The organism is Methylobacterium sp. Leaf118, from assembly GCF_920984675.1.
In the GTDB taxonomy this organism is placed as follows: Bacteria; Pseudomonadota; Alphaproteobacteria; order Rhizobiales; family Beijerinckiaceae; genus Methylobacterium.
The window spans coordinates 1-21,544 of sequence record NZ_CAKLBV010000032.1 but is presented as its reverse complement, the minus strand read 5'-3'; the positions used below and the strand labels follow the sequence as shown (position 1 = coordinate 21,544).

Here is a 21,544-nt window from a genome sequence, read left to right as displayed (position 1 = left end):
CAAATCCGCCATCCCGAAGGGATCAACCGGATTTGGTATGAGGCGTTCGGCGCCTCTCTCCTTCCTCCCGGGAAGCGGATGGCGATGGGGCCCCCCATCGCCATCCGGTCTCAGACCACGAAGAAGTCGTCGGCCGTGAGCGCGGCCTTGTTGTCGAACACGGCGACTTTCACCTTCACCGCGCTGCCCGAGCCGTCGGAATCGTAGAACAGCTCGCCGGTCGATTGCTTGTAGAGCATGCGGTCGCTCGCATCGACCGTTCCGGTGGTGATGTTCTTGAAGGCACTCGCGGCGAGCGGGCCGGGCGCCAGCGCCGTGAAGATGTCGTCCGACAGGCGGATCGTGTCCACGCTGCTGAAGTCGGTGATCCGGTCGACGTTGTCCGTATAGAGCCCGTTGGCGAACACGAACGTATCGGCCCCGCCCTGGCCGGTCAGCACGTCGTTGCCCCAGCCGCCGTTCAGGACGTTGGCGCCGTTGTTGCCGACCAGGGCCTGGGAGTAGGAATTGCCGGTCAGGTTGATCGCCCCGTCGCCGACCGACTGGAGCACGCGCAACGCCTCGATCTCCTGGCCGGCCGTCAGGGTGTAGCTCACGCCCGCCGCGACCGCGTCCTGACCGCCGGATTTGCCCTCGATCACTTGGTCGCCGGCATTGTCGACGATGTAGGTGTCGTTGCCGTACAGGCCCTTCATCGTGTCGACGCCGCCGAGGCCGTTGAGGACGTTCTGGCCGCCATTGCCGGTGATGACGTTGGCGAGGTTGTTGCCGGTGCCGTTGATCGAGCCGGCCTCGTAGAACAGGTCGAGGTTCTCGATATTCGCAGTCAGGGCGTAGCTGATGGAGGCCGTCACCCGGTCGGTCCCCTGCCCGCTTGCCTCGATGACGACGTCGCCGAGATTGTCGACGGAGTAGCCGTCGTCGCCGGCGCCGCCGACCATGCGGTCGGCGCCCGCGCCGCCGTTGAGGAAATCGGCCTCGGCGGAGCCGTTGAGCGTGTCGTTGCCGCCCATCCCGTTGAGGCCGCTGCCGACATAGGACGTGCCGAACAGGGGCAGGGTCGCCGCGCCCGTCAGGGTGTCGGAAAATTCCGAGCCGGTGACGTTCTGGATCTCCGAGAAGGTGTCGCCCTGCGCGTCGCCGCCGAAGGCCACGTTGGTCGCGAGGTTCACGGTCACGCCGCTCGCGCTGTCCGAGTAGCTCGCGGTGTTGGTGCCGAAGCCGCCGATCAGCCGGTCGGCGCCCCGGCCGCCCCAGATGATGTCGTTGCCGCCCGAGAAGCCGGTCCCGTCGCCGTAGATCGTGTCGTTCCCGTCCCGTCCGTAGAGGTAGTCGCCGGCGCCGCCGCCGCGGATCGTGTTGGCGTAGGTGTTGCCGATGATGACGTCGGTGTACTCGGAGCCTTCGGCGTTCTCGATGTAATCGACCGGGCTGAACTCGCTGCCGCTCTGGGCGATGAAGGTGTCCCCCTGGGCGTCACCCCCGGTCCCGGTCATGTCGCCCGCGAGCGAGATGTAGATGCCGGCCGCGCTTGCCTGGTACGAGACCGTGTCGATGCCGTTGCCGCCGCTCAGCCGGTCGGCCCCGGCCCCGCCGATGAGCCGGTCGTCGCCGTTCTCGCCGTAGAGTTTGTCGTCGCCGTTGCCCCCCGTCAGCGTGTCCTGGTCGTTGCCGCCCCGCAGGGTGTCGTTGCCGCCCAGGCCGCTGAGCTGGTCGTTGCCGCCATTGCCCCGGAGCTCGTTGTCGCCGTCGAGGGTGACGATGCGCCCGGGCTGACCCGGCGTTCCGAGAAACCCGATATAGCCGTTGGTGCCGCGGATGATGTCGTTGCCGTCGGTGCCGGAGACGTTGGCGATCGAGTCGTAGGTGTCGCCCTCGGCGTCGCCGAGTTGGCCGGTCCCGCCCGAGGCGGAGTTGCGGCTGGCGAGCGTGACGATGACGCCCACATCCGAGCCCTGGTCGTCGCCGACGCCGCCATGGCTGCCGAATTGCCGGGCGCTCCGGCCGAAGAAGATCGTGTCGTTGCCGGCGCCGCCGTGGATCTCGTCCGGATCGGCGCCGCCGCGGATGTAGTCGTCGCCGGTGCCGCCGTCGATGATGTCCCCGCCGCGGCCACCCTCGATGTAGTCGTTGCCGCCGTCGCCGTAGAGCCGGTCGAAGGAATCCAGGCCGAGGATGTCGTCGTCTCCACCCAAGCCGTGGATCGTATCGATTGCAAAGGTTCCGATCAGAGGATCGTTTCCGTTCGGCCCAGGCAGGCCGATGCCGTAGAAATACTTGTTGTCTTCGTCGTTTCCGTTGATGACAGCCATGGCCGACCTCCCGAATCACGGATGATCGACTTGTGGCACCCGGGCTCGTGGCTCGGTACCGGCATTTGCCGGTTGACGGCCGGCGGGATCGCCGCCGATTCAGGCGTGTGCAGGCCCCCCGCCACCGCCCGCCCCGGGCCGGGCGGTGGCGGGGAGCCGCGCGGGGCTCAGCCGGTTCGGGCGGCCTGCGCCGCCATCAGGGCGAAGGCGTAGATCAGGCCGACCTCCTCCAGGCGGTCGAAACGGCCCGCCGCGCCGCCATGGCCGGCCTCCATGTTGATCTTGAGCAGAACCGGGCCGCCGCCCGTCATGGTGGCACGAAGGCGGGCCACCCACTTGGCCGGCTCCCAATAGGTGACGCGCGGGTCGGTGAGGCCGCCGAGCGCCAGGATCGCCGGATAGGCCTGGGCCGCCACGTTGTCGTAGGGCGAGTAGGCCAGGATGGTCTCGAAGGCCGCGAGGCTCTCCCCCGGATTGCCCCATTCGGGCCATTCCGGTGGGGTGAGCGGCAGGTCGGCGTCGAGCATGGTGTTGAGGACGTCGACGAAGGGCACGTCGGCCACGATGCCGGCGAACAGCGCCGGGGCGAGGTTGGCGGCGGCTCCCATCAGCATCCCGCCCGCGCTGCCGCCATGGGCCACGATGCGCCCCTGCGCGGTGTAGCCCGCCTCGATCAGGGCGTGGGCGCAGGCGACGAAATCCGTGAAGGTGTTGGGCTTCTTCTCCCGCTTGCCGTCGAGATACCAGTTCCAGCCCTTCTCGGTGCCGCCGCGGACATGGGCGATGGCGTAGACGAAGCCGCGGTCGACCAGGCTGAACAGGTTGGTGCGGAAGGCGGCCGGCATCAGCGTGCCGTAGGAGCCGTAGCCGTAGAGGAGCAGCGGCGCCGTGCCGTCGAGGGCGAGGTCCCGGCGGTGGATCAGCGAGATCGGCACCGTTTCCCCGTCGGACGCCGTCGCGAACAGGCGCCGGGTCACGTAATCCGCGGGTTCGTGGCCGCTCGGCAGGCTCTGGCGCTTGCGCAGGATGCGGGCGCGGGTGACGCAGTCGTAATCGTAGGTCTCGGCGGGCGTCGTCATCGACGAGTAGACGAAGCGGATGCGCGCCGTCTCGAACTCGTAGCCGGACAGGATCGCGAGGGAATAGGCCTCCTCGGCGAAGGAGACCGTGTGCTCCTCGCCGTTCAGGTCGCGCACCACGAGGCGCGGCAGGGCGTTCTCCAGTTCCAGCCGCACGAGGTGATTCCCGAGCACGTGGAGGTGGCGGATCATCACGCCCGGCCGGTAAGGCACGGCGTCGTGCCAGTGCTCGCGGCCCGTGGCGTCGAGGGGGCAGGTGACGACCTTGAAGTCCACCGCCCCGTCGGCATTCGTCAAAAGGACGAGGTGCGAGCCCCAATGCTCGACGGAATAGATCAGCTGCGGGGTGCGGGGCGCGACGCAGGTGAGCGGGGCCGTATCGTTCGCGCGGTCGAGGAGATGGACCTCCGCGGTCTCGTGGTCGCTTGCCGTGATGGTGAGATAGGTGCCCGACTGGGTGCGGCCGAGCGACACGAAGAAGCCCGGATCGGCCTCCTCGTAGACCACTGTGTCCTCCGCCTGCTCGGTGTCGAGGCGATGGCGCAGGACGCGGGCGGGGCGGTGGTTCTCGTCGAGCGCCACGTAGAAGAAGGCGGTGCCGGCGGCGTTCCAGATCGCCTCGCCCGCCGTGTCCTCGACCCGCTCGGGGCGGTCCTCGCCCGTGTCGAGGTCGCGCACGCGGATCGTATGGAGTTCGGAGCCCTTGGTGTCGGCGCCCCAGGCGAGCAGGCGGTGGTCGTCGGAATGGGCCGCCCCCGCGATCTCGAAGAAGGCGAGCCCCTCGCCTTCCCGGTCGCCGTCGAGCAGGATCTCCTCGCCGGTCTCGCCGTCCTCGGGCGCGTCGGCGATGCGGTGGACCGTGCGCGGGCGGCGGCAGACCAGCGGGTGCTGCCCGCCCTCGCGGTGGCGGGTATAATAGGCGAAGGGCCCGTCCGGATCAGGGACCGAGCCGTCATCCTCGCGGATGCGCCCGCGCATCTCGGCCACCAGCGCCTTGCGCAGGGCGCCGGCGCCCGCCAGGGCCGCGTCCGCATAGGCGTTCTCGGCCTCGAGCACGGCCCGGATATCGGCCGGCAGGGAGGCCGGGTCCTTGAGCACGTCGCGCCAGGTCTGCGCCTTCAGCCAGGCATAGGGATCCTCGATCTGTCGGCCGTGGACCGTGACGGCGTGGGGGCGCCGTTCGGCCTCCGGCGGCCGGTCCGGCAGGGTGAAGGAAGGGATGGCGGGGGAGGGAAGGGTCATGCCGGACTCCGGTCGGATCGATCCGCGGGGCTTGCCGCGCATGTGCCGTGCCGGGCCCCGGCCCGCAAGGCACCCACGGTCGCGGCGACGCGCTCCGCCCCCACCGCGCGGCCCTGCGAAACCCGATGAGCGGAACCCTTGGCGCGTCCTCGATTCAGCAGCCGAAAGTCTGCGTAGGACACGGGCTGCATACCGGCCCTGTCTTGCCCGTCTAATTTCGATGTTCTAGGTAGATCGCGTGACGGCGGGGGCGTCACGCCATAAGTGAAAACCTGCGGGCCAAGCGCGCACAGCCGCACTTGCCTGGTCAATTCGTCCACGCGACCCGAGGTCGCTGGAGGACGATTGTGCGCGAGGCACCGCATCGAGGGACAATTGCGAATCATGAACGAAACCGAGACGCCGGTCGACTACGTCGTCCTCACCGCCGACATCGTGGCGGCCTACGTCAGCAAGAATCCGGTCCCGGCGGGCGAGCTCGGCCACCTGATCGGCAGCATCCACGGTGCCCTGCTCCAGGTCGGCACCGGCCGTGTCGCGCCGAAGGTCGAGCCGGCGGAGCCGCAGCAGCCGGCCGTGCCGATCAAGAAGTCGATCCAGCCCGATTACATCGTCTGCCTGGAGGACGGGCGCACCTTCAAGTCGCTCAAGCGGCACCTGCGCGCCAAGTACAACCTCTCGCCGGAGCAGTACCGCGCCAAGTGGGATCTGCCGCCCGAATATCCGATGGTCGCGCCGAATTACGCCAAGGCCCGCTCCGACCTCGCCAAGGCGATCGGTCTCGGCCAGGTCCGCACCGGCGACTACGACGCGGCGGCCTGAGCCGCCCTCGGCCGCGCGCCCGCGCCGGCGCGCGGCCTAATCGCGATATCAACAGATTCCGGACGGAACGGAATCCGACCCTGGGCATTCACCGGGCATGAGCGATCCATCCGCGTCCGAGCGTCTGGAGAAAGCGAACGCCGTGCTGGCCGAATGGGCCGCCCGCACGGCCGCCGACAGCGAGGCACTGATCGAGCGCTTAGCCCGGATGGGCTACGACGTGCGCGGCAAGTCGGCGGACGCGATCGCCGAGGTGCTCAAGCATCCCCCGACCCGGCCTGTGGACAAGTAGGGGAAACCGGCGGCTCGGAGCGTGACGCCGCAACCCCTGGGCGCATCGGCACGATGTCAAGACTTGTATTAGGATCATTGTCCTCTAGCCTGAGTCCGGTCGGTGGGGCTTGGTGACGCGATGGCGAGAGAACAAAACATGAACAAGAAGGGTCGGGACGGCGAGGGCCTCGGCCGCGAGGCCGAGCGGCTGCTCGCGGCCCTGGCGCCCGAGGGCGCCTACGCCTTTCCCGATCCCTCCGCGCCCGGCACGCTGATCGTGCGTCGGGGCGGAGCCGGGGTCTCGCTCGGGGCCGGGCGGTTCCCGGCGGGGGCCGGCGAGGCGCTGCTCGCCGCCGACCTCGCGGCGCGGGACGACAGCCGTCGCAACCGCCTCGTCATCGGTGCGGCCGGACGGGCCCGGCTTCGGCGGGTGGACGGGCCGGACGGGGATGCCTTCCGGATGCAGCACCTCGCGCCCGTGCCGGAGGGGACGGGCGCGCGGCTGCGCGACACCGCCGAGAGTCCGCTCGCCTGGATGGCGCGGCGGCGCGGGCGCGACGGCGCGCCGATGATCGACGCGGCGGCCTTCGCCGCGGGCGAGCGGTTGCGCCACGATCTCGAGGCGGCGCAGATGCTGCCGAAGGTCACCGCCGACTGGTCCGCGCAGCGGGTCGATGGCGGCGGCGCGCGCGATCCGGCCTCGGCATCCGACGGGGCGGTGGCGGCCCGCCAGCGGGTCGATCGGGCCCTGGCCGCGGTGGGCTTCGACCTGTCCGGCCTGCTGATCGACCTGTGCGGCTTCCTCAAGGGCCTGGAGCGGATCGAGTCGGAGCGAAAATGGCCGGCCCGCTCGGCCAAGGTGGTGGCCCGCATCGCCCTGGGGCGGCTGGCCGAGCATTACGGCATCGCGCGCGAGGCGCGGGGGCCGGACCGCGCCCGCGCCCGGTTGTGGCGGGCGCCGGTGGAGGGGCCGGTCGAAGGGCCTGCCGAGGGACTTGCCAAGGGACTTGCCGAGGGGCCGGCAGGGGGACGGGTCTGACCGCTCGTCCGGTCAGGGCGCGGACCCGATCCCCCTCTCCTTGAGGCTCGCGCCGATCTCGTCGAGCACCGCCGGATCCTCGATGGTCGGGGGCATGGCGAAATCCTCGCCGTCGGCGATGCGCTTCATGGTGCCGCGCAGAATCTTGCCCGAGCGCGTCTTGGGCAGGCGGTTCACGGTGAGCGCCAGCTTGAAGGCGGCGACGGGGCCGATCTCGTCACGCACCTTCGCGACGAGTTCGCGCTCCACCATCCCGGCCTCCCGGGCGACGCCGGATTTCAGCACCACGAAGCCGCAGGGCGCCTCGCCCTTGAGCGCGTCGCGGATGCCGATGACGGCGCATTCCGCCACGTCGGGATGGGAGGCCAGCACCGCCTCCATCCCGCCGGTCGAGAGCCGGTGGCCGGCGACGTTGATGATGTCGTCGGTCCGGCCCAGCACCGTGACGTAGCCCTCCGCATCGACCACGCCGGCATCCGAGGTGTCGTAATAGCCCGGATAGGTCGTGAGATAGCTCGCCCGGAAGCGCTCGTCCGAGCCCCACAGGGTCGGCAGGCAGCCGGGTGGCAGGGGAAGCTTGAGGGCGATGGTGCCCATGGTGCCGGGGGGCACGGGCTGGCCCGCCTCGTCGAGGACGTGGAGGTCGTAGCCCGGCATCGGCTTGGTGGTGGAGCCGTATTTCACCGGCAGCCGCTCGACCCCGATCGGGTTGCCGGCGATGGCCCAGCCGGTCTCGGTCTGCCACCAATGGTCGATCACCGGGCGGTCGAGCGCCCGCTCGGCCCAGGCGACCGAATCCGGGTCGGCCCGCTCGCCCGCCAGGAACAGGGCGCGGAACCGCGACAGGTCGTAATCGGCGATGGTCTCCGCCCGCGGGTCTTCCTTCTTGATCGCGCGTAGCGCCGTCGGCGCCGTGAACAGGGTGGCGGCGCCGTGCTCGGCCACGACCCGCCAGAACGCGCCGGCATCGGGCGTGCCGACCGGCTTGCCCTCGTAGAGCACCGTGGTGCAGCCGTGCAGCAGCGGCGCGTAGACGATGTAGGAATGGCCGACGACCCAGCCGATGTCGGAGGCGCAGAAATAGACCTCGCCGGGGGCGACCCCGTAGAGATGCGTCATCGACCATGTGAGGGCGACGCTGTATCCGCCGCCGTCGCGCACCACGCCCTTGGGCCGCCCGGTCGTGCCGGAGGTGTAGAGGATGTAGAGCGGATCGGTCGCCGCCATCGAAACCGACGCGGCGCGCCGCCCCGCCGCGCGGGCCCGGTCGGTGGCCTCTGCCCAGTCGTGATCGCGCCCCTCGGTCATCGCGGCGACGGCCTGCGGGCGCTGGAGGATCAGGCAGGCATCGGGCTTGTGCGCCGAGCGGGCGATCGCCGCGTCGAGCAGCGGCTTGTAGGCCACCACCCGGGCCGGCTCGATGCCGCAGGAGGCGGCCAGGATCACCTTCGGCGCCGCATCCTCGATCCGGGCGGCGAGTTCGTTGGCGGCGAAGCCCCCGAACACCACCGAATGGATCGCGCCGATCCGGGCGCAGGCGAGCATCCCGAACAGCGCCTCGGGCACCATCGGCATATAGACGACCACCCGGTCGCCGCGGCCGACGCCGAGATCGGCCAGCAGCCCGGCCAGGACCTCGACCTCGTCCTTCAGGGCGCGGTAGGTGACCGTGCGGGTCGTGCCGGTGACGGGGGAATCGTGGATGATCGCGGCCTGATCGCCGCGCGGGCCCTCGGCGTGCCGGTCGACGGCGTTGCGGCAGACGTTGAGCCGGCCGTCGGGAAACCAGCGGCCATAAACCCCCTGATCCGGATCGAAGGCGCGTGTCGGCGGCGCGTCCCAGTCGATCGCCCGGGCGGCGGCGAGCCAGAACCCGTCGCGGTCCGCCAGGGAGGCGGCGTGGAGGTCGGCGTAGCGGCGCGGGGCGGCGTTCGTCATGGCAGTGTCCGGGCTTCCTCGGGGCCGGCGTTCCCCGGCCTCCGGTCCGGATGATAGCGCGGTTTCGCGCCCTTGTGCCCGCGAGAACAAACACCGCCGCGCTGGTGTCCCAGGCGGCGGCGCGAACGCATCGGTCCGATTCGGGGGAGATGAGGGGGCCGGCGGCCTCGTCCTCGCGCGCGGCAGGCCCCTGCCCGGCGCTAGTGCAGCGTCTCTCCGGACTGGAGGCGCTGGATTTCGTCCTTGAGTTGCAGTTTCTTACGCTTGAGTTCGGCGATCCGAACGTCGTTGGTCGAGGGGGAGTGGATCGCGTCGTGAAGCTCACGCTCCAGGGCTTCGTGCTTGGCGGCGAGCTGGCTCAAATGCGTCTGCAAGGACATGAGATGTCGCTCCTGTCATCGTTTCCGACAGCCATCAGACTGGCACAGGATGGCGCGTCTGTCGAAGTGATTCGGCGGCAAAATGCACGCCGGATTAACAAGGTGATTTCAAATCGCGGGATGATTCGCGGAGGTCCTCCTCTGCTCGGCCATCCCCGCTCGAATCGGGGTTCGGCGGGTGCGGCGCCTTGCCCCCGCGGAGGGCTTGGCGCATGGTCGCGGCGGTCGGTGCCGGTGACGTGTTGCAAGCGATGATGGCGGACGATGTTGCCAATGATGCCGCGCCGGATCCGGCCGGCGAACTCAGCCGCCTGCGCGAGGAGCACCGGGACCTCGACGAAGCGATCGAGGCGCTGAAGCTCAGCATGGCGGGCGACCAGCTCCAGATCCAGCGGCTGAAGAAGCGCAAGCTGGTCCTGCGCGACCGCATCACCCATCTCGAAGATCAGATTACCCCGGACATCATCGCCTGAGGCGGTGCCGGCCCCTCGCCCGGAGGGGCCAGCGTCACGAAGGTGGGCGCCACCGGCGCGGGTGGCGACTGGGTCCGGCCGTCTACTTGGCGAGGTAGGCGGCGACGCTGGAGACGCGGGTGCCGACCATGCGGACGGCCCGGCGCAGGCGCTCGTCCGAGACCTGGAGCAGGTCGGCCCAGTGCCGGCGGCTGGTGGTGTCGTAGATGTCGATATGGGTCGGGGTGCGGGCGCGCGTGGACGGGTCCTGAACGGACATCGAGAGGCTCGCTGGTTTGAGGTAAGGGCGCCGGGGATCATCCGGGCCGTTTCGCTCTCAACGCGGATCACCGGGTTCGGCTCCGGCCCCGGATCCCTCCATGCGCAGAATTTTTCACGGCAAGCCCCCTCGAGGTTCCTTTTTCACCCCGAACCGGCCTCGCCCCGACGCCGGCCCGCCTTGCCGCCTTGCACGGGCGCCTGATATGCGACGTGCTTTCCGGGCGCGACGGCCCGGCTCAGCGGCACGGAACGGATCTTGACGACGATGGCGGGAGCGACCCCGGTCGCGATCATCATGGGGAGCCAGTCGGACTGGGCCACCATGCGGCACGCCGCCGAGACGCTCGACGCGCTCGGCGTGCCTCACGACGCGCGCATCGTCTCGGCCCACCGCACCCCGGACCGGCTCGTCGCCTTCGCCAAGGGCGCGCGGGAGGCCGGGTTCAAGGTCGTGATCGCGGGTGCGGGCGGCGCGGCGCATCTGCCGGGCATGGCGGCGGCGATGACGCCGCTGCCGGTCTTCGGCGTGCCGGTCGAGTCGAAGGCGCTCTCGGGCCAGGACAGCCTGCTCTCCATCGTGCAGATGCCCGCCGGCATCCCGGTCGGGACGCTCGCCATCGGCCGGGCCGGCGCCGTCAACGCCGCCCTGCTCGCCGCCGCGGTGCTGGCCCTGACCGACCCGGCGCTCGCCGCCCGGCTCGATGCGTGGCGCGCCCGCCAGTCCGAGAGCGTCGCCGAGCGGCCCGACTCGTCCCAACCGTAACCGATCTCTCGCGGCAAGCCCGATGACCTCCTCCACGTCCTCGCCGCAGGTCCGGCCCGGCGGCACCCTCGGCATCGTCGGCGGCGGCCAGCTCGGCCGCATGATCGCGCTGGCGGCGGCCGAGTACGGCCTCAAGGTCCACATCTACGCGCCCGACGCCGACAGCCCCGCCTTCGACGCCGCCGCCGCCCGGACGGTGGCGCCCTACGAGGACGCGCAGGCCCTCGCCGCCTTCGCGGATGCCTGCGACGTGGTCACCTACGAGTTCGAGAACATCCCCCACGCGACCGCCGCGGTGCTGGCGGAGCACGCCACCGTGCGCCCGAGCGCGACCGCGCTGCTGACCACCCAGGACCGCCTCGTCGAGAAGGATTTCGTCAACGGCCTCGGCATCCCCACCGCCCCCTACCGGATGGTCGACACGGCGGACGACCTCGCCCGCGCCCTCGACGCCCTCGGCCGCCCGGCCGTGCTCAAGACGCGCCGCTTCGGCTACGACGGCAAGGGCCAGCGCATGATCCGGGAGGGCGACGCGGCCGACGCGGTCCTGGCCGAGTTCGGCGGCGTCCCCTGCATCCTCGAGGGCTTCGTGCCCTTCCTGCGCGAGATCTCGGTCGTGGCCGCGCGCGGGCCGGACGGCGCCTTCGCGGCCTACGAGCCCTGCGCCAACGAGCATCGCGACCACATCCTGGCGCTCACCCGCGTACCCGCGCCGGGCCTCTCGGCGGAGACGGCGCAGGCCGCTCTCGCGATCGCCCGCGCCATCGCCGAGGCGCTGGACTATGTGGGCGTGCTCGCCGTCGAGCTGTTCGAGATCGACGGTCCCGAGGGGGCCGCCCGTCTCGTCGTCAACGAGATCGCGCCGCGGGTCCACAATTCCGGGCATTGGACGATCGAGGGCGCGCTGACCTCCCAGTTCGCACAAGCGGTGCGCGCGGTCTGCGGCTGGCCGCTGGGCGATACCGCCCGCACCGGCGGCATGGCGGTGGCGATGGAGAACCTGATCGGCGCCGAGGCCGAATGCTGGGCCGAACTCCTCGCCGAGCCCGGCGCCCATCTGCACCTCTACGGCAAGGCCGAGGCGCGGCCCGGCCGCAAGATGGGCCACGTCACCCGGCTCTTCTCGCCGGATGCCGCCGGCGCATAACCCGGCAAATCTGTCTCCCGTCGGCCACAGCGGCGCGCGCACGGGCCCGCTTCGGGCCATCCCACGGACCGGTGACCGGACGGGCCACACCTTCGCCACATCGCGCCGTTTCAGCAGACGAGGCGGGATCGCCTTAAGGGCCCGTTCACTGTGATGCGGCAGCGTGCGCGCCGGACAGGGAACCGGCTCGGGCCGGGGCCGGGATCCGCGCAGCGGGCGCGGGGGAGTGACGAGGATGATCGGGATGACGCTGCAGGGACCGAAGGCGAGGCTGGTCGGCGCCGTCGCTCTGACGGCCGCGGCGCTGGGCGGCTGCGAGACCTATGGCTCCGCCACGTCGGCGCCGCGGCAATTCGCGGTGGTCGAGACCGACACGACCGGGGCGACCAACGTCAACATCGCCTCGCTCAGCGACGTGATCGCCCGCAACCCGTCGGATGCCGGGGCCTACAACACCCGCGGCGCGGCCTATGCCCGCTCCGGCCAGTTCGGCGACGCGATCGGCGACTTCTCGAAGTCGATCCAGCTCGATCCGAGCTCGGCCTCCGCCTACAACAACCGCGCCCTGGCCTATCGCCAGACGGGCCGCAGCGACGCGGCGATGCAGGACTTCTCCAAGGCCATCGCCACCGATCCGAATTTCTCCGCCGCCTATATCGGCCGGGCCAATCTCGCCCGCGCCCAGGGCGACCTCGACGGCGCGTTCAACGACCTCAACACCGCGATCCGCCTCGCGCCGGAATCGGCCGAGGCCTATCACGCCCGCGGCCTCGTGCGGCAGAAGCAGGGGCACCACGGCGAGGCGATCGGCGATTTCGCCGCCGCCATCGACCGCAACCCCTTCGTCGCCGCCCCCTACGCCGCCCGCGGCCAGAGCCTGATCGCCCAGTCGCAGTACGACAAGGCGATCGAGGATTTCAACGCGGCCCTCAACGTGAACTCCAAGGATTCCGCGTCCTGGGCCTATCGGGGTCTCGCCTACGAGAAGACCAACCGCCGCAAGGAAGCCACCGAGAGCTACCAGCAGGCGGCGCGGCTCGACCCCAACAACGCCCTCGCGAAGCAAGGCATCGGCCGCACCCAGGGCGGCGGCGGCCTGTTCTGACGGCCCCCGCGGTCACGGCTTCGCGACAGGCGCGGGATGGTTCGTGACACCGGCCCGATCCGCTGTAGTGTCGAGGCGGCCAAGGGACGCGGAGATTGCCCGATGAACCGATCCGGACTGCTCGACGGACGGACCGTGCTCGTGGTCGAGGACGAGTACTTCATCGCCGACGACATGCGGCGCGTGTTCGAGCGGAACGGGGCCCAGGTGCTCGGCCCCGTCGGCAGCGTCGACGACGCTCTCGCGGTGATCTCGGAATCCCCGCGCATCGACGGGGCGATCCTCGACATCAACTTGCGCGAGACGATGGTGTTTCCGGTGGCCGAGGCCCTGCGGGCGCGCGGCGTGCCGTTCGTGTTCGCCACCGGCTACGAGGAGACCGCGATCCCGCCCCATCTGCGCGACGCGGTCCATTGCGAGAAGCCGGTCGAGGCGACCCGCCTGGCCGAGATCCTGTTCGGATCGAGCGCGGCCTGATCCCCCTCGATGCGGATCGCCCCCGCGACGGGGGCGGCCGTCGGCGGCGTCCTTACCCCGCCCGGTTCTCGCTCCTCCGGTGCACGCTGGCGATGCGGCGCACGGTGCCGGTGTTGGAGCGGTAGACCACCGTCTCGGTCTCGATCCGGTTGGGGTGGAAGCGCACGCCGGTGAGCAGCGCCCCCGTGGTCACGCCGGTCGCCGCCACGATCACGTCGCCGCGGGCCATGTCGTGCATGTCGTATTTCCGACCCGGATCGGTGATGCCCATCTTGGTCGCCCGCGCCCGCTTGTCGGCGGAATCGAGGATCAGGCGGCCCTGCATCTGGCCGCCGATGCAGCGCAAGGCCGAGGCCGCGATCACGCCCTCGGGGGCCGCGCCCGTGCCCATGTAGATGTCCACCCCGGTCTCGGCGGGCTGGGTGCAATGGATGATCGCGGCGATGTCGCCGTCGGAGATCAGGCGGATGCCCGCCCCCGTGTCGCGGACGGCGGCGATCAGGTCCATGTGCCGGGGACGGTCGAGGATGATCGCCGTGAGGCCCGAGGGCTCGACGCCCTTGGCGCGGGCGAGCGAGGCGATGTTCTGGGCCGGATTCCAGTCGAGATCGACCGTGCCGGGCGGGTAGCCGGGGCCGATGGCGATCTTCTGCATGTAGACGTCGGGGGCGGCCAGCAGCGTGCCGCGCTCCGCCAGGGCCATCACGGCGATGGCGCCCGCCATGTCCTTGGCGCAGAGGGTCGTGCCCTCCAGGGGATCGACGGCGATGTCGACCGAGGGCCCCGCGCCGGTGCCGACCGGCTCGCCGATATACAGCATCGGCGCCTCGTCGCGCTCGCCCTCGCCGATCACGACGCAGCCGTCGATGGGCAGGACCATCAGCTCCGCCCGCATGGCGTCGACGGCAGCCTGGTCCGCCTCCTTCTCGCGGCCCTGGCCGCGCAGGCGGGCCGCGGCGATGGCGGCGGCCTCCGTGACCCGCACGAGCTCGAGGGTCAGGCCCCGCGCCGTCGGATCGCTGAAGATCCCGGTATTGGCCACCGACATCGCGCTTGTTTCCCCGTTTGACGAGACACGGCCGGTTCTTAAGCCGGTGCCGGGCCCTCCCCCAATGACAAAGAGTTCATGGAGTAAGTTCCGGCCGCCGCAAGCCCTGGCACGATTCTGCCGGTTCCGCGTCCCCCATATTTGCTGGGCTCAGTCGCGCTCGATGCGGATCAGCTGGGGCGCCTCGGCGAGCAGGCCGTCGCGGTCGATGGCGGCGAGGGCCTCGCGCACGCTGCCTTCGGTCGCCGCATAGGTGATGAGGACGAGGGGGACCGGCTGGCCCGAGAGCCCCTGCGGGTCGGTCGAGGCGGCCTTGGCGGAGCGGCGCTGCACGATGCTCTCGATCGAGATGCCGGCCTCGGCCATCCGGGTGGCGACGCCGGCGGCGACGCCGGTGCGGTCGTGGACGGTCAGGCGGATGTAGTAGCCGCCCTCGTGCCGCTGCATCTCGACCCGGCGGGGCGCCGCGAGACCGGCGACGGGCCGGCCGAAGGTCGGGCGGCGCAGGCCCGCGGCGATGTCGGCGATGTCGGCGACCACCGCCGAGGCGGTCGCCTGCCCGCCCGCGCCGGGGCCGATCAGGGTCAATTCGCCCACCGCGTCGGCATCCACCGTGACGGCGTTGGTGACGCCCATCACCTGGGCGATGGCCGAGGCCTTGGCCACCATGGTCGGGTGGACCCGCTGCTCGATGCCCGTCTCGGTCGCCTGGGCGACGCCGAGCAGCTTGATGCGGTAGCCGAGCTCGTCCGCCATGGTGAGGTCGAGGGGCTGGATCGCCGAGATGCCCTCCACCGAGACCCCGTCGGCGTCGATCTCGATGCCGAAGGCGAGGCTCGTCAGGATCGCGAGCTTGTGGGCGGTGTCGAAGCCCTCGACGTCGAAGGTCGGGTCGGCCTCGGCGTAGCCGAGCGCCTGGGCGTCCTTGAGGCAGGCCTCGAAGGTCAGCCCCTCCGCCTCCATGCGGGACAGGATGTAATTGCAGGTGCCGTTGAGGATTCCGTAGACGCGGGAGACCGCGTTGCCCGACAGCCCCTCGCGAATCGCCTTGATGACCGGGATGCCGCCGGCCACCGCGGCCTCGTAGGCGAGCACGACCCCCTTCGCCTCCGCGGCGGCGGCCAGGGCCGCGCCGTGGCGGGCGAGCAGCGCCTTGTTGGCCGTCACCACGTGCTTGCCGGCGGCGATCGCCGCCTCCACCGCGGTCTTGGCGGTGCCCTCGGCGCCGCCGATCAGCTCGACGAACACGTCGATCGTCTCGGATTGCGCCAGGGCGACGGCGTCGTCGAACCAGTCCAGCCCCGACGCGTCGAAGCCTCGGTCGCGGCCGCGGTCGCGGGCGGAGACGGCGGTGACGCGCACGCTCTGGCCGGTGGCGGCGGCGAGCGCCTCGGCGCGGCGGGCGACCATGCCGACCACGGCGGCGCCGACGGTGCCGAGCCCGGCGATGCCGAGGCGAAGGGTCTGGGTCATGGGTCTGGCAACCTGGCTGTCTCGGAACCGCCGGACCGGCGGTCGGTGTCATCCGCGCACCTCCCTCCGAGAGCCCTCGGGGGGGAGGCCGCGGGCGGCACGGGGCGTGTCCGGAAACGGCGCGTCGTTCTGCAACGATTTCGGCAGGGGCGCAAGAAAACGGGGCCCGGCTCCGGGCCTCGGAACGGGGCCGCCCCGGTCGGTCGGGCCGCCTCGCCGTGCCGGGGACGCGAGGCTCCGCGGGCATCCGGCCCGCGAGGGGGCGCCCGGGTCCGGGCCGGGCGTCCCGGGGGAGGTCGGCCCCGAGCGATCGCGAGGTCTCCCCGTGCCCCGGCATGACGCGACGCGGGGATTGTCACGGGGCGGCCCGCTCGGCACGCCCGGAGAGGCCGCCGGAAGGAGATTCACGCCCTCGCCGGGGGCCCGACGGAACCTCGCAGGCGGGTCGCCACCGCGAGCAGGCGGTAGAGCACGAGGGCGTTGAGCCCGTGCCACAGGAAATGGGTGCCCAGCGGCAGCCCGGCACAGGCCTGCCGGTCGAGGGTGCGGAAGGCCAGCGAGACGAGGAACAGGGCCCCCGTCGCCAGCAGCGCGCGGCCGGCCGCGGGGGACCGCGGGACCAGGGCAAGCCCGACGCCGAGGAGCGCCAGCACCGCCGGGAGATAATCGATCGAGCCGTTGGTCCGCGCGGCGCTGTCCAGTCCGGTCAGCGCGTCGAGGGCCGGGGACAGGCCGAAGCCGAGTCCGGCGAAGGCCAGCGTCGCGAGCGCCGCCGTCCCGATCGGCAAGCCGAAGAACCGGACCATGGCGAGCCCGAAATAGCCGTGAATGAACACGGCAATCGGGATCACGTCGGCCAGCATCGACCAGCGGTTGGCCAGGGTGTGGAACAGGAAGGAGCCGATCCCACCTGCCGATCCCACCTGCCGATCCCACCTGCCGATCCCACCTGCCGATCCCACCTGCCGATCCCATCTGCCGATCCCATCTGCCGATCCCGCGTGCCGGCAGCCGGTGTGGCCCGCGGGCACCAGGGGTGCGGCGGGCGCCGCCGCCGCGGCGAGGGCGCTACCTCGGAGGGCGGGCTTGCACTACACATCCGGAACGCGCGCACGCCCGGAGTGGCGCCGGAGCGGTGGCGGGCGCCCGGGGGGATCGGCATGGCGGACGTTCTGCAAGTGACGCGGACGGGGTTCGCGAGCAGGGACGAGATGACGCAAGTCCTCGCCATCGCCTTCGACCGCGCCGTGGCGCGCCGGAGCTGTGTCGGCGAGGCGGTCCTGGCGATGCCGGGCATGTCCGGCCGCTGCTACCGGATGTTCATCAACAACCTCGTGCGGATGACGCCGGAGGCCCGCTACCTCGAGGTCGGCTCCTGGGCCGGCTCGACCGCCTGCTCGGCGATGCACCGGAACGTCGCCCGGGTGACCTGCATCGACAACTGGTCGCAGTTCGGCGGGCCCAAGGACCATTTCATGCACAACGTCGCCTCGGTGATGACGAACGACATCCAGTTCGGCTTCATCGAGAACGATTTCCGGGCGGTCGAGACCACCCAGATCGGCCGCTACAACATCTACCTGTTCGACGGGCCGCACGAGCGCCAGGACCAGTATGACGGCCTCGCCCTCTACGATCCGGCGCTCGACGACGACGTCTACTTCATCGTCGACGACTGGAACTGGCAGCCGGTCCGGCACGGCACCTTCGACGCCATCGAGGCGGCGGGCTTCGCCATCGACTACGCGATCGAGATCCGCACCACCCTCGACAATTCCCACGCGGAAGCCTCCGGCGAGAACGGGGACTGGCACAACGGCTATTTCCTCTCGAAGCTGTCGCGCCGGAAGCGGCAGCTCTACCCGGACGGCGCGCTGCGGCCGGCCTGAGGCCGGCCCCTCTCCGGGTGGCTCGGCGGGACGCCGCCTCATCCTCGCGAACCGCGAAAAGGCCCCATGCGGATCACCACCTGGAACGTCAACTCGATCAAGCAGCGGATCGGCCACCTGCTGGGCTTCCTGGAGGAGGCGCGGCCCGACGTGATCTGCCTGCAGGAGCTGAAATGCCAGGACGAGGCCTTCCCCCGCGCCGAGGTCGAGGCGGCGGGCTACGCGGTCGAGACCCTTGGGCAGAAGGCCTATAACGGCGTCGCCCTGCTGGTGCGGGCGCCGCTCCTGCACACCCAGGTCCTGCGCGGCCTGCCGGGCGGGTCCGACGACGTGCAGGCCCGCTATATCGAGGCGCTGGTGCACGGCGAGGGCGTCGCGCCGGTGCGGATCGCCTCGATCTATCTGCCCAACGGCAATCCCGCGCCGGGGCCGAAATACGCCTACAAGCTCGCCTTCATGGAGCGCCTGCGGACCCATGCCCGTGCCCTGATGGCGGCCGAGGACGCCCTGGTGCTCGCGGGCGACTTCAACGTGATCCCGGAGGCGCTCGACGCCGCCGACCCGGCCGCCTGGACCCAGGACGCCCTGTTCCTGCCCGAGACCCGACAGGCCTTCCGGGCCCTCCTGGCCGAGGGGCTCACGGAGGCCCTGCGCGCCTGCGATCCGAGCCCCGGCCTCTACACCTTCTGGGATTACCAGGCGGGCTGCTGGCCCCGGAACCAGGGCATCCGCATCGACCATCTGCTGCTCTCGCCCCAGGCCGCCGACCGTCTCGTCTCGGCCTCGGTGCAGCGCCACCTGCGCGGACTGGAGAAGCCGTCCGACCACGTGCCGGTGACGGTGGAACTCAGCGACGGCTGAGCCGAGATCCCGACTCTTATCCCGTCCCCCTTCCCGATCCCGGGACAGGTCGCGGAGGCCGCCCTTAAAGGTCGATTCACGCAGACCCGGTTTACTCCGAACCCGTAGCGTTCTGCGTAAACGAGTCCCATGCCCGCATCGGTCGCCGACGCGCCGGACCTGTCCGGCCTCACCGCGCTGTCGCGCGATCCCACGCTCGACCTGAAGCCCGTGGTGCTGCGGGTGCAGACCGACATGTTCGTCGCCGCCCCCGGCCGCGACCGCGCCATGATCCAGGCCTTCGACGCCCTCGCCTCCGGCCTGATCCCGACCGTGGACGACGCGACCGCCCGGACCGTGGCGACCAAGCTCGACGGCTGCCCCGACCTTCCCGACGGCGTGCGCGCCGCCTTCGCCGCCCGCGGCATCGCGGTGGCGCCGCCGGTGAGCGAGGCGGAGGCCGACCGGGCGCTCGCCGCGAATCCCGGCGCGCTGATCGGCACGCGGGTGCTGGAGCGCCTGCTGAAACAGGCCCGCCGGGAGCCCGACCTCGCCCGCATCCTGCTGGCCCGGCCCGACATCCCCCCCGCCGACCTCGCGCCGCTCTGGCTGCATGCCGAGGCGGAGGCCCGCCGGGCGATCGCCGTGGCTCTCGAACCCACCGCGGCCCTGCGCCCCTGCCCGCCCGCGCCGCGGGCCCTCGCCTCGCAACTCGTCGAGCGCTCCCATGCCCGCGACGTGGGGGGCTTCATCGCCGCCCTCGGGCGGGGCCTCGGCCTGCCGGACGACTACCTCAACGCCGCCCCCGACCCGGCGGCCCGCTACGAGCTCCTGACCCTCGCGCTCCGCGCCGCCGACCTGCGCGAGGGCGAGGCGGTGTTCGTGTTCCTGACCCTGAACGACGCCGTGGCGCGCTCGGTCGAGCGGGTCTTCGCCCTCGTCACCCTGTTCCGCGAGACGAGCCGCGCCTGCGCCCGCGACCTCCTCGGGGCCATCCTCGACGCACCCGTGCTGGAGCGCTCGGGCGGCGAGCACCGGCCCTTCCACGGCCCCGAGACCGCCAAGCCCCGCACCCCGTCGGCCGAGCGCGGCGCTGCGCGCTCGATCTTCTCGACCCGCCTGCGCCGGACGAGCTAGAGCGCTTTCCGCCGAAGTGGAAACCGGTTCGGCTGAAGAGAGCGCCACAAAACAAAGACTGAGAGCCGTGCTCACGTTTCAACGTGACCGGGCACGGCTCTGAGCGGGCCGCACGGCGCCGCTCACTTGTCGAGGAACGTCACCTTTGCCCCCTTGGCGGTCCGGCTGCCGAGGTCGCGCGCGTCCCAGTTGGTCAGGCGGATGCAGCCGTGCGACTCGGTCTTGCCGACCTTTTCCGGTTCGGGCGTGCCGTGGATGCCGTAGGACTCGATCGAAAGGTCGATCCAGACGAGGCCGACCGGGTTGTTCGGCCCGGGTTGGATCGAGAACTTCTTGGTCGCCTTGACGCCCTTGAAGCGGTATTTCGGGTTGTAGGTGTACCAGGGGTCGAAGGCCACCGCCTTGACCTTCGCCTCGCCGTCGGGCGCCGGCTTCTCCTCGCTGCCGATCGAGGCGGGGTAATCGGCGGTGAGCCGACCATCGCCGGCGAAGGCCCGCACCCGCTTCGTCCGCGTGTCGACCTCGATCCGGGTGACCCTGGGCTCGAGCGGCGCGCCCTCGACCTTGCCCGCGCCCGTCGGCGGCACCGCCGCGACGATCAACCGGCCCCCCGCCTTGTCGAGGGGCACGTCGGGATTCATCGCCGAGAGGAGGTCGCGCTGCATGTGGAAGCGCTCGGCCAGCATCTCGCGGGTGTTGGTGTAGCGCATCGGCCCGACCTCGGCCTGCTCCTCCATCTTGGCCGGCATCCGCTCCACGAACGGGCCGGTCACGTCGGCCTCCGTGAGGGTGACCTCGGTCACCACCGGCTCGGCGCTGCCCGCCTGGAGTTTCTCGAAGATCGCGCGGGTCAGCTGGCCCTCCGCGGGCAGCCCCTGGGCCAGGGCGTAGGCCTTCAGCGCACCGCGCAGGTTCTCGCCGTCGCGCCCGTCGATGGCGCCGGGGGAGAAGCGGGCCCGGTCGAGCAGCACCTGGACCTTCACCAGCAGCGGGTCCGGTCGCTTGGACGCCGCCTTTGCGGTGTCCTTGGCCCCTTCCTTCTTCCTGCTCGTCCCCGATGGCTTCTCGCCCTCGCTTTCGCGAAACGTCGCGCCGTTGATCGCGTCGCGGGTCAAAGCCGGGCCGTCCTCTGCCCGGGCGAGCCCGCCTGCACCGACGAGAACGAGCGCCGCGAGGCCGCTCCGCACCCAGATCCCCACCATTTTCCGCCCGTAGCTCCCGCCGCCATGAGGCAGGAGAAGCGCCGAGGAAGCATCGCCGTTCCGCCGGACGCGCGGTCGCTCACTGACAAAGCCGATGGCCGGCGGTGCGCTCGCGCTCGTCGAGATGCAGATGGTTGCCGTGGGCGGCGTCGCTGCCGGGGCCCAGCACCGTGCGGAAGAACCGGCAGGCGCTCGTCCGGGTCGCGGCCAGGAAAGCGGCCTCCGGCGTTCCGGCCGTCGCGGCGGTCACCTTGAGCGGCCCGCGCTTGGCGAAGCCGTAGCCCATCACGTCGATGGCGTTGGCGAAGCTGTGCTCGCTGAGCTTGGCGTCGGCGTCGTGGTTCTGCCCGCGGCAGACATAGGTGCCGCCGAGCGCGAGACTTGTCAGCCCCTCCCCCAGTTCCCGCTGCGCCGCGGCCTGCACCTCCGTCGTCCAGCGGGCGAGCGCCTCCGCGGCGCCGCAGGTCAGGGTCGCGGCGGGCTCCAGGGCGATGCCGTCGGCGAGGGCCGTCACGGTCAGCGGGCGCGGCGCGCTGCACTGGCCGCTGGCAAGCGCCGTCGCGGTTGCGAAGCGGGCGCCGAGGCGTTCCAGCCGGCGCAGGCAGGCGGTGTCGTCGGGCGCCGACACGGCGAGGGCGAGCGCC

Annotated in this window: 21 protein-coding genes; 11 read left to right on the top strand and 10 right to left on the bottom strand. The window is 71.3% G+C overall.

The annotated features are described in order from the left end of the window. Positions 1-110: 110 nt before the first annotated feature. Both LW587_RS14530 and LW587_RS14525 read right to left on the bottom strand, forming a co-directional pair. Positions 111-2,312, bottom strand: coding sequence for a calcium-binding protein (locus LW587_RS14530; protein WP_232630307.1), 2,202 nt, complete (start codon positions 2,310-2,312; stop codon positions 111-113). Between the two features lie 167 nt (positions 2,313-2,479). After that, on the bottom strand, positions 2,480-4,633 hold the full coding sequence (locus LW587_RS14525; protein WP_232630306.1) for a S9 family peptidase: 2,154 nt from the start codon (positions 4,631-4,633) through the stop codon (positions 2,480-2,482). Between the two features lie 384 nt (positions 4,634-5,017). Between LW587_RS14525 and LW587_RS14520 the strand changes: the two genes are divergently transcribed. The 3 genes from LW587_RS14520 (at position 5,018) to LW587_RS14510 (ending at position 6,767) form a co-directional block, all read left to right on the top strand. Further along, positions 5,018-5,455, top strand: coding sequence for a MucR family transcriptional regulator (locus LW587_RS14520; protein ID WP_232630305.1), 438 nt, complete (start codon positions 5,018-5,020; stop codon positions 5,453-5,455). A gap of 97 nt (positions 5,456-5,552) precedes the next feature. Further along, a complete protein-coding gene (locus LW587_RS14515; protein WP_232630304.1) occupies positions 5,553-5,747 on the top strand; it encodes a hypothetical protein in 195 nt (64 codons plus the stop codon). 138 nt (positions 5,748-5,885) lie between these two features. Next, on the top strand, positions 5,886-6,767 hold the full coding sequence (locus LW587_RS14510; RefSeq protein WP_232630303.1) for a DUF6456 domain-containing protein: 882 nt from the start codon (positions 5,886-5,888) through the stop codon (positions 6,765-6,767). 12 nt (positions 6,768-6,779) lie between these two features. Here LW587_RS14510 and LW587_RS14505 read toward each other — a convergent pair whose 3' ends face one another. Then, complete coding sequence (locus tag LW587_RS14505) at positions 6,780-8,705, bottom strand: propionyl-CoA synthetase (protein WP_232630302.1); 1,926 nt, start codon at positions 8,703-8,705, stop codon at positions 6,780-6,782. A gap of 200 nt (positions 8,706-8,905) precedes the next feature. Further along, a complete protein-coding gene (locus LW587_RS14500) occupies positions 8,906-9,085 on the bottom strand; it encodes a YdcH family protein (protein ID WP_232630301.1) in 180 nt (59 codons plus the stop codon). A 251-nt stretch (positions 9,086-9,336) separates the two neighbouring features. On the opposite strand from LW587_RS14500, the gene LW587_RS14495 reads away from it, so the two are divergent. Next, entirely contained in the window at positions 9,337-9,558 is a 222-nt protein-coding gene (locus LW587_RS14495) for a YdcH family protein (protein WP_232630325.1), read from the top strand. Between the two features lie 82 nt (positions 9,559-9,640). Here LW587_RS14495 and LW587_RS14490 read toward each other — a convergent pair whose 3' ends face one another. Beyond that, positions 9,641-9,817, bottom strand: coding sequence for a DUF3606 domain-containing protein (locus LW587_RS14490; protein WP_232630300.1), 177 nt, complete (start codon positions 9,815-9,817; stop codon positions 9,641-9,643). Between the two features lie 267 nt (positions 9,818-10,084). On the opposite strand from LW587_RS14490, the gene purE reads away from it, so the two are divergent. From purE to LW587_RS14470, 4 genes are all read left to right on the top strand, one after another. Further along, on the top strand, positions 10,085-10,582 hold the full coding sequence (gene purE, locus LW587_RS14485; protein ID WP_232630299.1) for a 5-(carboxyamino)imidazole ribonucleotide mutase: 498 nt from the start codon (positions 10,085-10,087) through the stop codon (positions 10,580-10,582). Between the two features lie 22 nt (positions 10,583-10,604). Then, a complete protein-coding gene (locus LW587_RS14480; RefSeq protein WP_232630298.1) occupies positions 10,605-11,729 on the top strand; it encodes a 5-(carboxyamino)imidazole ribonucleotide synthase in 1,125 nt (374 codons plus the stop codon). A 235-nt stretch (positions 11,730-11,964) separates the two neighbouring features. Further along, positions 11,965-12,834: a tetratricopeptide repeat protein gene (locus LW587_RS14475; RefSeq protein ID WP_232630297.1), complete on the top strand. Its 870-nt coding sequence runs from the start codon at positions 11,965-11,967 to the stop codon at positions 12,832-12,834. A gap of 102 nt (positions 12,835-12,936) precedes the next feature. Then, positions 12,937-13,311, top strand: coding sequence for a response regulator (locus tag LW587_RS14470; RefSeq protein ID WP_232630296.1), 375 nt, complete (start codon positions 12,937-12,939; stop codon positions 13,309-13,311). A 52-nt stretch (positions 13,312-13,363) separates the two neighbouring features. Here the strand turns inward: LW587_RS14470 and glpX are convergent, their stop codons facing one another. The 3 genes from glpX to LW587_RS14455 form a co-directional block, all read right to left on the bottom strand. Then, a complete protein-coding gene (glpX, locus tag LW587_RS14465) occupies positions 13,364-14,359 on the bottom strand; it encodes a class II fructose-bisphosphatase (RefSeq protein ID WP_232630295.1) in 996 nt (331 codons plus the stop codon). 150 nt (positions 14,360-14,509) lie between these two features. Next, positions 14,510-15,832, bottom strand: coding sequence for a homoserine dehydrogenase (locus tag LW587_RS14460; protein WP_232630294.1), 1,323 nt, complete (start codon positions 15,830-15,832; stop codon positions 14,510-14,512). 404 nt (positions 15,833-16,236) lie between these two features. Next, the gene (locus tag LW587_RS14455) at positions 16,237-16,755 is read right to left on the bottom strand and encodes a hypothetical protein (protein ID WP_232630293.1); all 519 of its coding nucleotides are present in this window, start codon (positions 16,753-16,755) and stop codon (positions 16,237-16,239) included. A gap of 288 nt (positions 16,756-17,043) precedes the next feature. On the opposite strand from LW587_RS14455, the gene LW587_RS14450 reads away from it, so the two are divergent. The 3 genes from LW587_RS14450 to LW587_RS14440 all read left to right on the top strand — a co-directional run bounded on the left by LW587_RS14450 (position 17,044) and on the right by LW587_RS14440 (position 19,698). Beyond that, positions 17,044-17,721 (top strand): class I SAM-dependent methyltransferase, encoded by a 678-nt coding sequence (locus tag LW587_RS14450; protein ID WP_232630292.1) that lies wholly within the window; start codon positions 17,044-17,046, stop codon positions 17,719-17,721. 66 nt (positions 17,722-17,787) lie between these two features. Next, on the top strand, positions 17,788-18,582 hold the full coding sequence (gene xth, locus LW587_RS14445) for an exodeoxyribonuclease III (RefSeq protein ID WP_232630291.1): 795 nt from the start codon (positions 17,788-17,790) through the stop codon (positions 18,580-18,582). Positions 18,583-18,711: 129 nt separating this feature from the next. Then, entirely contained in the window at positions 18,712-19,698 is a 987-nt protein-coding gene (locus LW587_RS14440; protein ID WP_232630290.1) for a DUF2336 domain-containing protein, read from the top strand. Between the two features lie 122 nt (positions 19,699-19,820). On the opposite strand, the gene LW587_RS14435 is transcribed toward LW587_RS14440, so the two are convergent. Continuing rightward, complete coding sequence (locus LW587_RS14435) at positions 19,821-20,900, bottom strand: L,D-transpeptidase family protein (RefSeq protein ID WP_232630289.1); 1,080 nt, start codon at positions 20,898-20,900, stop codon at positions 19,821-19,823. A 79-nt stretch (positions 20,901-20,979) separates the two neighbouring features. Beyond that, positions 20,980-21,544 (bottom strand): extensin-like domain-containing protein (locus tag LW587_RS14430; protein WP_232630288.1); only part of this gene is annotated, 565 nt, incomplete at its 5' end.